Source organism: Actinoplanes sp. NPDC049598, assembly GCF_040675435.1.
In the GTDB taxonomy this organism is placed as follows: Bacteria; Actinomycetota; Actinomycetes; order Mycobacteriales; family Micromonosporaceae; genus Actinoplanes.
In genome coordinates this window covers 94201-105654 of record NZ_JBFAOX010000017.1, presented here as the reverse complement: position 1 = coordinate 105654, position 11454 = coordinate 94201, and the positions used below count along the sequence as shown (strand labels likewise).

The 11454-nt window shown below is 74.0% G+C and carries 11 protein-coding genes and 2 pseudogenes; 6 read left to right on the top strand and 7 right to left on the bottom strand.

Annotation, left to right across the window (positions count from 1 at the left end; all coding sequences use genetic code 11):
• Nucleotides 1-104 precede the first annotated feature (104 nt).
• Nucleotides 105-398, top strand: a complete 294-nt coding sequence (locus tag AB0J66_RS32850) for a ferredoxin (protein WP_364668987.1) — start codon at nt 105-107, stop codon at nt 396-398.
• A gap of 91 nt (nt 399-489) precedes the next feature.
• Here AB0J66_RS32850 and AB0J66_RS32845 read toward each other — a convergent pair whose 3' ends face one another.
• From AB0J66_RS32845 to AB0J66_RS32835, 3 genes are all read right to left on the bottom strand, one after another.
• Entirely contained in the window at nt 490-1080 is a 591-nt protein-coding gene (locus AB0J66_RS32845) for a hypothetical protein (protein WP_364668984.1), read from the bottom strand.
• Nucleotides 1081-1194: 114 nt separating this feature from the next.
• Nucleotides 1195-2175, bottom strand: a complete 981-nt coding sequence (locus AB0J66_RS32840) for a tRNA (adenine-N1)-methyltransferase (protein WP_364668982.1) — start codon at nt 2173-2175, stop codon at nt 1195-1197.
• Between the two features lie 8 nt (nt 2176-2183).
• A complete protein-coding gene (locus AB0J66_RS32835) occupies nt 2184-3248 on the bottom strand; it encodes a site-2 protease family protein (protein ID WP_364669260.1) in 1065 nt (354 codons plus the stop codon).
• A gap of 166 nt (nt 3249-3414) precedes the next feature.
• Between AB0J66_RS32835 and AB0J66_RS32830 the strand changes: the two genes are divergently transcribed.
• The 5 genes and pseudogenes from AB0J66_RS32830 to AB0J66_RS32810 all read left to right on the top strand — a co-directional run.
• Complete coding sequence (locus tag AB0J66_RS32830; RefSeq protein ID WP_364668979.1) at nt 3415-4434, top strand: PD-(D/E)XK nuclease family protein; 1020 nt, start codon at nt 3415-3417, stop codon at nt 4432-4434.
• A gap of 4 nt (nt 4435-4438) precedes the next feature.
• Nucleotides 4439-5101 (top strand): hypothetical protein, encoded by a 663-nt coding sequence (locus tag AB0J66_RS32825; protein ID WP_364668976.1) that lies wholly within the window; start codon nt 4439-4441, stop codon nt 5099-5101.
• Nucleotides 5102-5278: 177 nt separating this feature from the next.
• Nucleotides 5279-5620 carry a hypothetical protein gene (locus tag AB0J66_RS32820; RefSeq protein ID WP_364669279.1) on the top strand — a complete coding sequence of 114 codons (342 nt, stop codon included), beginning with the start codon at nt 5279-5281 and terminating at the stop codon, nt 5618-5620.
• Nucleotides 5533-6126 (top strand): annotated as a pseudogene (locus AB0J66_RS32815) (response regulator transcription factor); the annotation flags it as partial. The gene AB0J66_RS32820 and the pseudogene AB0J66_RS32815, both read left to right, overlap by 88 nt.
• A 624-nt stretch (nt 6127-6750) precedes the next feature.
• Nucleotides 6751-7635, top strand: a pseudogene (locus tag AB0J66_RS32810) (universal stress protein); the annotation flags it as partial.
• A 400-nt stretch (nt 7636-8035) separates the two neighbouring features.
• Here AB0J66_RS32810 and AB0J66_RS32805 read toward each other — a convergent pair.
• Genes AB0J66_RS32805 through AB0J66_RS32790 form a run of 4 tightly spaced genes read right to left on the bottom strand, consistent with a single transcriptional unit; the run spans nt 8036 to nt 11434 of the window.
• The gene (locus tag AB0J66_RS32805) at nt 8036-8956 is read right to left on the bottom strand and encodes a hypothetical protein (protein WP_364668974.1); all 921 of its coding nucleotides are present in this window, start codon (nt 8954-8956) and stop codon (nt 8036-8038) included.
• The gene (locus AB0J66_RS32800) at nt 8953-9423 is read right to left on the bottom strand and encodes a hypothetical protein (RefSeq protein WP_364668972.1); all 471 of its coding nucleotides are present in this window, start codon (nt 9421-9423) and stop codon (nt 8953-8955) included. Before AB0J66_RS32800 ends, AB0J66_RS32805 begins: the two co-directional genes overlap by 4 nt.
• Complete coding sequence (locus tag AB0J66_RS32795; RefSeq protein ID WP_364668970.1) at nt 9420-10571, bottom strand: macrolide family glycosyltransferase; 1152 nt, start codon at nt 10569-10571, stop codon at nt 9420-9422. The genes AB0J66_RS32800 and AB0J66_RS32795 overlap by 4 nt, the downstream gene beginning before the upstream one ends.
• The gene (locus AB0J66_RS32790) at nt 10568-11434 is read right to left on the bottom strand and encodes a patatin-like phospholipase family protein (protein ID WP_364668967.1); all 867 of its coding nucleotides are present in this window, start codon (nt 11432-11434) and stop codon (nt 10568-10570) included. The genes AB0J66_RS32795 and AB0J66_RS32790 overlap by 4 nt, the downstream gene beginning before the upstream one ends.
• Nucleotides 11435-11454: the final 20 nt, after the last annotated feature.

The following is an 11454-nucleotide window of genomic DNA, read 5'->3' as shown; positions in this document are numbered from 1 at the left end:
CAACACCCTCGTCACCGAGTCTTGATCCATACGGCTGGTCCTAGCAAGTTAGTTGTCGGGGGTGTCGGGTACGGTCGGCCGGGGCTAATTGCGGGAGGTTCGAAGTGTCGGCACAGACCGGTGGGGACGAGTTGCAGGTCTGGGTCGATCAGGACCTGTGCACGGGCGACGGGCTCTGCGTGCAGTACGCGCCGGAGGTCTTCGAGCTCGACATCGACGGGCTCGCCTACGTCAAGGACACCGGTGGTGAGCTGCTGCAATCCCCGGGTGTACGGACCGGCGTACCGGCCCGCCTGGTCCTGGAAGTGATCGACTCGGCCAAGGAGTGCCCGGGCGACTGCATCCACGTCGTGCGCCGCTCCGACGACGTGGAAGTCGCCGGCCCCGACGCCGCCTGAGTCTTCGGCGATTCCCAGCCGCCGCACCGCTTTCCGGCCCGCCGGGGCCACGATAATTTCGCGGAAAAAGTCACACGCCCGAAACGCAGGTTTAGAGGGTCGGCCGTCCCACGAGAGAGGCCACAACCCTCGAAAACTCCTCAAGTCGGGCGATTTGCCCGGGTCCGCCGTCGTCGAGGGTCTTGCCGAAGCGCAGCGCGTCGTGCCGCAGCGTCTGCCGGGACTCGCCCTCGTCCATGCCGGGCGGCGGCACCGCGTCGTCGACCGAGCTCAGCAGCAGGTAGACGTCGATGCTGTCGACCCGGGCCTGGCCGTTGGAGGTGCGGGTCAGCCGCCGCCGGCAGCCCACCTCGGTGACCGTGGACAACGGCACCACCCGCAGCGACGAGGTCATCGAGCCGACCGGGCCGTCGCCGGGAGCCACGTCCTCGCCGTGCCACAGCACCAGGCGGCTGCCGTCGCAGATGACGACTTCCTGCCAGACGCCGTTGACCTCGTTGACGAAGCGCTCCAGGGTGAAGCAGAGCACCGAGGCGCCGCGCAGGACCCCGAAGAGCGCGTCCAGCGCCACCTCGGGGTCACGCAGGTAGGCCCGGGCCGCCGAGTCGAGATCCTGGTACGGCGACCAGTCGGGGAAGACGGCCGGCATCTCGTTGCTGCTGCCGAACGGCGGAGAACTCATAGCGCCCACCAAACCCTCCCCGTCCCATCCGGCCGCCCCGCCGCCACCCTTGAACGGACTGAAGGCTGTGTAACCGGTCGCCGCTTGGAAGTTACCCGACCCGAGTAGCTGTCGTCACATCTCCGGGGGCCCATCGGTGCTTACTTCGTCCGAGCGAGTGTCATCGATTTCGGCCACGGCCGCCGCGGCCAGCGCCGCCTGGGCCGCCCGGCGCAGCGCGTAGGCCTCGGCCCCCTTGCTCGGCTTGCGGCGGCGCGGCGGCGCGGTCACCCCCGGCGCCAGCTTGCGGGCGGAGACCAGGAAGGCGGTGTGCGCGATCATGCGATGGTCGGGGCGTACGGCCAGGCCCTCGGCGTGCCAGTCGCGCACGAGCGACTCCCAGGCGCGCGGCTCGGTCCAGCCGCCGCGCTCCCGCAGCGCCTCCACCAACTCGGACATCTGCGGCGTGGTCGCCACGTACCCGATGAAAACCCCGCCCGGGATCAGCGAGCGCTCGACCATGTCGAGCGCCTCCCACGGCGTCAGCATGTCGAGGATGATCCGGTCGAAACCGGTCTCGGTGTTGGTCGCCACGTCGCCGTGGTGGATGTGCCAGGCCGGGTGCGGGCCGCCGAGGAACGCCTCGACGTTCTTGCGGGCGATCGCCGCGAAGTCCTCCCGCAGCTCGTACGAGTGCAGCTCGCCGCCGGTGCCGATGGCGCGCAGCAGCGACATCGACAGGGCGCCCGAGCCGACGCCAGCCTCGAGCACCTTGGCCCCGGGGAAGACGTCGCCCATGGCCACGATCTGCGCCGCGTCCTTGGGGTAGATGACCTGCGCGCCGCGCGGCATCGAGAGCACGTAGTCGCTGAGCAGGGGGCGCAGCGCCAGATAAGCCGTACCGCCGGTGGAACTCACGACACTGCCGTCGGGCAGGCCGATCAGGGCGTCGTGGGCCAGGGCGCCGCGGTGGGTGTGGAACTCCTTGCCGGCCTGCAGCACGATCGTGTGCATCCGGTTCTTCGGATCCGTCAGCTGGACGCGATCGCCCTCCCGGAACGGCCCGCGGTGCGCGGGCAGCGAGTCGGTGTCGACGGCGGTAGGCGTAAGGGTCACAGCTAGGTTCACTTCCGTTGTTTCGTCGGTCTACGGGGCTCCAGCACCTGGGCGACGTCGCCGACGCGGAGCACCCCGACGACGTCCTCGCCGGAGATGACCACGTACTGCGCGGCGGGGTGCGCCTGGAGCGCGCGCACCACCTGCTCGCCGCTGAGCTCCAGCGGCAGCGCGGGCACCGCGTCACGCGAGCGCGACACGGTGTCCACCGCCACCCAGGGGCGGCGATCCACCGGAACCCGCTCGGCGGCGACCGGGTCGACCAGTGCGGTGAGATTACCGGCCGAGTCCGAGACGGCCAGCACCACGTTGGGCCGCGGGTCCTCCGAGCGGCGCCGCTGGGCCTCGCCCAGCGGCGTGCCGGCCGGCACGGTGAGCAGCGGGCGGGCCAGCTCGCGCAGCTTGACCAGCGGAAAACGCCGGGTCATCCGGGCCAGCCGGATCGACTGCCCGGCCCCCTGCCACAGGGTGAAGACGACCAGCAGCACGAACAGCATGCCGAACAGGGTCAGCGTGCCGAGCCGGTAGAACCAGAACGCGACCATGGCGGTGGCGAAGGCCAGGACACGCCCGGACCAGCCCGCGGCCTCGGTCGCCCGGTTCCGGTCCTTGATCAGCGCCCACAGGCCCGCCCGCAGGGCCCGGCCCCCGTCGAGCGGCAGGCCCGGCAGCACGTTGAAGATCGCGACCAGGATGTTGCTGGCGGCCAGCTGGAACGCGATCTGCCCGGCCACCGTGCGATCGGGCAGGGCCAGCGTGGCCGCGGTGGCGATCCCGCCGAGAACCAGCGAGACGGCCGGCCCAGCCAGGCTGACCAGGGCGTCCACGCGCGGGGTGGGCGCGTCCCGCTCCATCTCGGTCCAGCCGCCGAGCAGCTCCAGGGTGATCCCGCGCACGCCGATGCCGAACCGGCGCGCCGTCAGCGCGTGGCCCAGCTCGTGCAGCAGCACCGAGCCCAGCAGGCACACCACAAAACCCAGACCCACGAGGTACGCGACGGGGCCGGGCAGCTCCAGACCGGTGCGCACGTAGTTGCCGTACACGTACGTCACCAGCACCGCGAGCAGCAGCATGGATCCGTTCACGAAGACCGGGATGCGCAGGACGTGCCCCACCGGCCGGGCGCCGCGGCGGGTCCTGGGGGTCGTCCTGCTCTCGTCCACGCCGTCGATGCTACGGAGTCGCGGTCACGGGGCGGTCAGCGCGTTTTCGTCGTACCCCTGCCCTAGCCTCTTGGACATGACGGCACCCACGGTCTCCCCTCCCCCGCCCGGCTCCCCCCGCCGGGATCCCGCCGACCGGCCGGCCGGGCCCTCCCTGTCGCCGTCGCGGGCGGCCGACTTCAAGACGTGCCCGCTGCTGTTCCGCTTCCGCACCATCGACAAGCTGCCCGAGCAGCCCTCGGCCGACCAGGTCCGGGGCACGCTGGTGCACGCGGTGCTGGAGAGCCTGTTCGACCTGCCCGCGGCCGAGCGCACCCCCGAGGCCGCGGCCGCCCTGGTCGAGCCGGCCTGGCAGCGCGTGCTGAGCGAGGAGCCGCGCGCCGCCGAGATCCTCACCGCCGCCCCTCGCGCCGGCGTCGCCGACCCCGCCGCGATCGCCGCCGAGGCCGACGCCACCGGCGCTGTGGCAGTGATCCCCGGCCAGGGTGAGCTCGTCGACGTCACCGAGGCCGAGGAGGCCGCCCGCCTGCGCAACTTCCTCGACAGCGCGCGGGCCCTGCTGCCGGGCTACTTCGCCGTGGAGGATCCGCGCCGCCTCGAGCCGGCCCAGCGCGAGAGCCTCGTCTCCACCCTGATCGACGACGAGCTGCTGATCCGTGGCTACATCGACCGCCTCGACATCTCCCCCGCCGGTGACCTGCGCGTGGTCGACTACAAGACCGGCGGCGCCCCGCGCGAGGCGTTCGAGGGCCGCGCCCTGTTCCAGCTGAAGTTCTACGCGCTGGTCCTGTGGCGCACCCAGGGTGTGGTCCCGCGCGTCCTGCGCCTGCTCTACCTCAAGGACGCCGAGGCCCTCGACTACAGCCCCGACGCCGAGGAGCTGGAGCGCTTCGAGCGCACCCTGGTCGCCCTCTCCGCCGCCATCGAGCGGGCCAAGCGCGACCAGGACTTCCGCCCCAAACCCAGCCGTCTCTGCGGCTGGTGCAACCACCAGGCCCTGTGCCCCGAGTTCGGCGGCACCCCGCCCCCGTTCCCGGCCGCCCCCGAGCTCCTGCAGATCGACACCACCCCCGCCGACGACGACCGCCTGGCCTGACCCCGTGCCCGGGTCCCCGCGCCTCGTCCACACCAACCCCGCCCCCGCCTGGCTGCCCCCGGGAAGCACGGCCGAGGCGTGGGCCGGCGCCGACCTGGCCGTGCCCGCCCCCACCGTGATCGTCCGCCTGGCCGTCTTCCGCCCCACCGCCCTGTTCTGCGTCCGGACCCCGAGGGGCTTCGACCTGCCCACTCTTTTCCTCGACGGCCTGCCCGCCCTGGCCGGGGTGGCCCAGCTGACCCGGCGACACCTTCGCGCGCCCGCCACCACGCATGCACCCGCCGATCCAGCCGTCGCCCCGGGGCCGGCCATCCCCGCGGGCGCATCCCCTCGGGCGGCCGCGAGCACCCGCTCGAACGCAACCACCAGCGCGAGCGGGAACAACGGCGCCAGCCGGACTGCCGGCTTCAACGGCGACCTCCCCACGCGGTGCATCGGATTCGTCCGGAATGTCGTGCCCAAGCCGGACGAGACGTACCGACTGCCGGCACCGCTGGCGCACGTGCCGGTCTTCACCCCGCGCGATGCCGCACTCAGGCCGGCGGAGGGCACCGGCACCTGGATCGAAGCCTCCGAGGCGCCGGCGTCACTGAGCGAGCGTCACTGGTGGCCCATCGTCCGCGAGGCGCTCGGGCCCCGGGCCGACGACGGCCGTCGCAGCCTGTAACAGCGATCGCCTAGGGTGACCGCCATGCACGCCGCCGTCGGCCGGAAACACCGGTGACCCCGTCCCGCCCGCTGCGGGTCCTGGTGGCCGACGCCGCCCCCATGCAGCGGTCCGGCCTCCGGATGGTGCTCACCACACCCACACAGGGCGGCGGCGCGGCCGGTGGACCCGCCACCGGTGCGAGCGCGGCCGCCGCCGGCTCTGGCGCCCCCGGCCCAGCCGGCCCCGGCGCTGCGCATGCTGCTGGTGCTGCTGGTGCTGCTGGTGGTGCTGGTGCTGCGCATGCTGCTGGTGCTGCCGGGGCTAGTGCTGATGGCGCTGCGCATGCTGAGGGCGCTGCGCATGCTGCGGGCGCTGCGCATGCTGCGGGCGCTGCGCATGCTGCGGGCGCTGCGCATGCTGAGGGCGCTGCGGGCGCTGCGGGCGCTGCGGGCGCTGCCGAGATTGTGGTGGTCGGGGAGGCCGGGGACGGGGGCGAGGCGATCGACCTGGCGCGGCGGCTGCTGCCGGATGTGCTGATCACGGATCTGGTGCTGCCGCGGGTGGACGGGCTCGGGGTGGCGCGGGCGGTGACCGAGGCCGGGCTGCCGGTGCGGGTGCTGGTCGTGGCCGCCGACGACACCGACGAGGATGTGCTGGCCGCGGTGGCGGCGGGAGCGGCCGGCTTCCTCAGCAAGAACGTCCCGGCGGAGGAGCTGATCGCGGCCGTACGGGCGGTGGCCGCGGGCGGCGCGGTCATCACCCCGGCCGTGCTGGCCCGGATCCTGGCCCGGGTCGCCGACGCGCTGCCGGCCCCCGAGACGACCACCTCGGGCAAACTCGACGCCCTCACCGAACGTGAACGCGAGGTCCTGGTCCACGTCGCCCGCGGCCACTCCAACGCCGAGATCGCCGCCGCCCTGCGCGTCAGCGAAACCACCATCAAGACCCACGTCGGCCACGTCCTGACCAAGCTACGCCTGCGCGACCGCACCCAGGCTGTGGTCCTCGCCTACGAGACAGGCCTGGTCAAACCCGGCGCCTGACCCGCGGCGCGCCCAGCCAGCGCGGTGCCACAACCGGCGGTCAGGCAGCGTTTGGTCCGCCCAGCACAAAGGCACCAAGACGCCGGACCGGGTCACCCCGCCCGGGTACCCACGCCATACCGCCACCGGCATGGGGCCGTGAAGCGGCCACAAGCACGAGAGCCACAACCCACCGCGAACACGGACCGGACGAGCCGCCGCTGACGAGAGCGTGACATACAGCCACAGGCGCGAGGGCGAAAAGCCACCACGAAGACGGACCGGACGGGCGGCCGCCGGCAAGGCCGCCGACGACGGGCGTGAGGGCAGGCAACCGGTCACAAGCAGCAGAGAGCCACAGGCTGCCACGAACACCGACCGGACGGACCGCCGCTGACGTGGCCGCGACCTACCGCCAAAGGCGCGGGCGGCCAGCCGCCGCGAGCGCCGCCCGCGCCGGCCCCTCCGCGGGCAGGAGGCCGCGGGCTCGGCCGCGACAGGTTGCCCGACGCGACGGCCTTCGACCACGCAGGCGCCGGCAGGCGGGGCACGAAACAGACGCAGGGCACGTCGTCGCAGGTGGGCGGAGGGTGTCACGAAACGGTGGGGTGGCGGGTCTCCGTGGTGAATCCAAGGAGGCTCGTGATGGTGGCACCGGTGGTCGTGGGAATTGACGGATCCGAGCAGGCTCTCGGCGCGGTGCGGGTGGCGGCGGCCGAGGCGCGGCATCGGGGGCGGCCGCTGCGGGTCGTGCACGCGTTCATCTGGCCGTCCCTGCATGTGAAGGTGGGGCCGGTGGCCGAGGACATGCCCGGCACGGGGTTGCGTCACCAGGCCGAGGATCTGCTGGCGGAGGCGGCGGCCGAGGCGGGGAAGGTGGCGCCGGAGGTGCCGGTGACGACGGCGCTCGTCGAAGGGGCGGCGACGCCGGTGCTGCTCGGGGAGTCGCGGGAGGCGGCGCTGCTGGTGCTCGGGGACCGCGGGCTGGGTGGCTTCAGCGGGCTGATCATCGGGTCGGTCGCGGTGCACGCGAGCGCCCACGCCGACTGCCCCGTCCTGGTGGTGCGCGGCGACCAGCCCACTACTGAGCCGGGCAACCCCGCCGGCGGCGAGCCGGGCGGCGAGAGAAGCGGCGAGCCGGGCGGCGAGAGAAGCGGCGGGCCGGTTGTGGTGGGGGTGGACGGGTCGGAGGCGGCGGGGCTGGCCGTGGGGATGGCGTTCGAGGAGAGCGACTTCCGCGGGGCCGAGCTGGTCGCCGTGCTGGCCGGGCCCGAGGCGGGTGCGCCGGCGGCGCGGCTGCTGCTCAGCGAGGCGCTGGCCGGGTGGGGTGAGCGCTACCCGGATGTCGTGGTGCGGGCCGAGGTGGTCCAGGGCAGTCCGCGGCAGGTGCTGGTCGAGCGGTCGCGGACCGCGCAGCTGGTCGTGGTGGGGGCGCGCGGGCGGGACACGTTCAAGGGGTTGCTGCTCGGCTCGGTCAGCCAGGCGCTGCTGCATCACGCCGGGTGCCCGGTCGCGGTGGTGCGGGCGCCGGTGCTGGAGGCCGGGGACAACGTGGACGAGTTCGTGGAGCGGCCGGTCGACGCCGTCTCGGGGCTCGTGCCGGACCGGGACGTGCTGGCGGCCCTGCTGGAGGATCTGCGGGCGGCCGGGGTCGACGTCGGGGGCGTGGTGGTGCTGCACGGGCCGGAGGGGGTGCGCATCCTCGACAGCGACGGCACCCACCACGGCTGGCACGCGCGTTTCGTGCGGTTCTTCCAGAACTGGGGGTACGACGACGCCATCCTCAACCTGTACGACGAGGGGCTGCGCAAGGGCGAGGTGGCCTTCATGATCCCGGCCGGGCCGGACGAGCGGTACGAGATCGCTCGTCTGGTCCGGCAACGGCAGGGGCACGCCGTCCACTACTTCGGGGCGGACAGCGCGGAGTCGCTCAGCGGTCCTTGAGGGAGGAGCGGACGATCTCGATGACCGTGTCGGCGGTGCGGTCGAGGTGGCTGCGCCCGTCCGGGAGCATCGCCGTGGGGCTGATGTAGCTGAGCGGGCCGACGTGGGTCGCCGGGTCGAGCGCGTGCACGGTGACCTTCCCGGCCCGCCGGGCCCGGTTCCAGCCGGTCCAGCGCAGCAGCGGCCAGCGCGGCGGGAAGATCCGCCCGCTGGTGTGCTCGATCCAGTCGGCGCCGCTGGTGAGCTGGTCGAGGTGCTGGGCGTGGGTGAGGTCGTTGGCGCCGTTGTGGAAGCCGCCGAGCGTGATCGGCCAGAGCGGTGCGCGCAGACGGCGAAAGATCTCGTCCACGACGCCGAGGGCCAGCTGCGCGCCGCCGCTGTAGCCGAGCAGCACGACCGGGAGGCCGCAGTCCGGCCGGTAGCCGGCCTGTTGCAGCTGGATGGCGATCTGCGAGCCGACGGCCCGGTTGTAGAGGGGCCGGTAGCGGCGGTCGGCTGCGATGAAGATCTGCATCACGTTGTGCAGGAACAGCAGCAGCCCGGCCCGGTGGCGCAGCCAGGTCCACACGCGCCGGTCGGCCAGCGGGTCGGCCAGCGGCGAGTACGGCAGCACCTGCCCGAGCACCCGCAGCTCCGGGGCGCCGTCGATGACGGCTTGGACGAGCCGTCCGCCGTCACGGGTGTCGCGGAAGCGGCGCTTGCCGATGCCGTCGAGATAGACCAGATAGGCGTCCGGTGGGCGGTCCGGTTCCGCGCCCCGGGCGTACGGCATCCCGGGCGGCAGCGTCGTGACCGGCGCCCGCCAGCGCGCCGCGTAGGTGAGCAGCTCGAACCGGGCCAGCAGCGCCTCGGCCAGCAGGACCGGGCCGAGCCCGGCCAGCAGCAGCACCAGCAGCACGTCGGTCATGTCGCCCCCTCCGCCGCCGGGATCCGGGTGAGCCACGCGACGAACCGGCGGACACCCTCGACGGCCAGGGCCAGCCCGGCGCCGGTCACGGCCACGGCGCCGGCCGCGGTCCACCAGCCGGTGGCCGTCGCCGCCGCGAGCGCCCCGGCCAGGCCGGCGCCCACCCCCACCAGCAGAAGGAAGTGCAATAGCGGCCCGAGCAGCGGGAACGCGAGGACGGCGGCCAACAGCAGGGGCACGGCGAGCCCGGGCGTCCAGAGCTGTCCGACATCGCCGGGCGACACGAGGACCCACGCGGTCAGCGGCCACAGCGTGAAGACCGTCGCGTCGACCACCGCGCCGAACAGCAGCAGGCCGGCCGCCGCGGTGCGCGACGCGCCGGAGCGGCGGGCCACCACGGGCAGCACCCGCCCGAAGGCCTCGGACAGCCCGGCGAAGAGCAGCAGGAGGGCCGTCGGGGCGCTCATCGGACGGCCGTCTTCGCGTAGCGCTCGAGTTCGTCGGCGGCTCGCCGGTATCCGCCGGCCTCCCGCTGGGCGGCCTGCAACGTGGCCGCCGCCGCGCGGAAGCGGGGCTCGTCGAGCAGCCGGCGCGCGAGGGCCCGTACCGCCTCGGAAGTGACCTCGCCGGAGGCGAGTGACAACCCGGCGCCGAGCCCGGCCACGCGCGCCGCGACCAGCGGCTGGTCGGCGCCCTGGGGCACGACCAGCATCGGGACCCCGGCCAGCAGGGCCTCGTTGGCGCTGTTCATGCCGCCGTGGGTGACGAACAGGGCGGCCCGGTCGAGGATCTCCGGCTGCGGTACGGATCGGCGGGCGATCACGTTGGGCGGCAGCTCACCGAGCACGGCCGGCTCGGTCTGCCCGGTCGCGACGACCACGGTGCCGCCGAGCGGGGCCAGCGCGGTCGCGAACGCGCCCAGCAGGCGGGGATCGGCGCTGAAAACGGTGCCCAACGACGCGTACAGCACGGGGTCCCGCAGTTGATCCAGGGGGAACGATCCGGCCGGCGGGCGGGCGCCGACGCTGGGCCCGACGAGGCGGTACGAATCGTCGAGCTCGCCGATCTGGAACGCTCGCGACGTGAAGACGAGGTTGAGCGGCTGGCGCAGGTTGCCGAGGTCGACCGCCGGCAGCCCGCCCGTGCGGTGGCGGCGGCGCAGAGCCCAGCGTGACCGCAGATAGCCCGGCGCGAACAGAGCGCGCATGTCGGCGGTGGGGCTGGGCACCTGCCGGTTGAACGCGAACGTGGTGAACGACGACACGGCCGGCACACCCAGCTCGCGGGCGGCGATCGCGCCCCACGGGCAGGCCGAGTCGTGCACTATCAGCTCCGGCCGCCCGCCCCGCAGGTCACGCAGCACCGCGGGCAGGACCCGCACGGCCATCGCGGCCAGCGCCGCCACCAGCCGGGGCGGGGTCGGCGGGTCCGGGATGCTCAGGTCGCCGCCCGGATACAGATGCACAGTGGCCCCGGCCGCCTCGAGTTCGTCACGGAAGGTCGCCGAGGTGTGATAGCTGACCGTATGGCCGCGCCGCACGAGCTCGGCCACGATCGGCAGCGTGGGATTGACCCGCCCGTGCATGCCGATGTTCAGGAACGCGATCGTGCTCATCGCCCGGCCCCCGCCGGCACGCGGGCGGAGGCGCGGTAGAGGCCGGGCCCGTCGACCTCGAGCCGGTCGAGGAAGCCGCCCGCCGTGGCCGCGGCCGTCCGGATCAGCCGCCGTGCCTGCCCGAAGTCCCACGGCGCGGGCCAGACCTCGACCCCGGTCGGCAGCACGACCGTCGGCACGTGACGGGCCACCTCCCGCAGATCCCGCTCGACTTGATGGCGGAAGAGCAGGTCCCCGGCCCGGGCGGCGATCGCGCCGGCCCGAGGGGGCGGAGGTCCCGAGGGCGACGGCCCGACCGACAGCACGACCACGCTCGCCGCTCCCGCCCGCCAGGCCGCACACACCGGGACGTAGGCGACGACGCCGCCGTCGACCAGCGTCCGGCCGCCGCGGACGACCGGCGGGAAGACGCCGGGGATGGCCGCGCTGGCCAGCAGGGCCGACTCGAGGTCCCCGCGGTCCAGCAGCACCTCGTCGCCGCCGGCCAGGTCCATGGCGACGGCGGTGAACGGGATCGGCAGCTCCTCGATCGACGACGGCAGCCCGGCCCGGCCGATCAGCCGGCGCAGGCCGCTGTCCGCGCACAGGCCGGGCCGCGACCAGGGCGGACCGAGTGGGAAGACGTCGCGGCGGCGCAGCCGGGTCCACACGTCGTCGAGCCGGGGCGCGGCCCGGTCCGGGTGGGCGGCCGCGATCGCGCCGGTGAGCGCGCCGACCGACGTGCCGACGATCAGGTCGGGGACGAAACCGCGCTGCTCCAGGGCGTAGCCGACGCCGGCGTGGGCCGCGCCGAGGACGCCACCCCCGCCGACGGCCACGGCCACGGGGCGGGGAAGAGCACGTAAGCCTGCGGTGCCACGCATGATCCACCTCTCTCGGGTCG

Coding starts and splice junctions, on each gene's coding strand:
- AB0J66_RS32830 (WP_364668979.1), top strand. CDS start 3,415: ATGACGGCACCCACGGTCTCCCCTCCCCCGCCCGGCTCCCCCCGCCGG.
- AB0J66_RS32790 (WP_364668967.1), bottom strand. CDS start 11,434: ATGCGTGGCACCGCAGGCTTACGTGCTCTTCCCCGCCCCGTGGCCGTG.
- AB0J66_RS32845 (WP_364668984.1), bottom strand. CDS start 1,080: ATGAGTTCTCCGCCGTTCGGCAGCAGCAACGAGATGCCGGCCGTCTTC.
- AB0J66_RS32795 (WP_364668970.1), bottom strand. CDS start 10,571: ATGAGCACGATCGCGTTCCTGAACATCGGCATGCACGGGCGGGTCAAT.
- AB0J66_RS32835 (WP_364669260.1), bottom strand. CDS start 3,248: ATGCTGCTGCTCGCGGTGCTGGTGACGTACGTGTACGGCAACTACGTG.
- AB0J66_RS32805 (WP_364668974.1), bottom strand. CDS start 8,956: ATGACCGACGTGCTGCTGGTGCTGCTGCTGGCCGGGCTCGGCCCGGTC.
- AB0J66_RS32800 (WP_364668972.1), bottom strand. CDS start 9,423: ATGAGCGCCCCGACGGCCCTCCTGCTGCTCTTCGCCGGGCTGTCCGAG.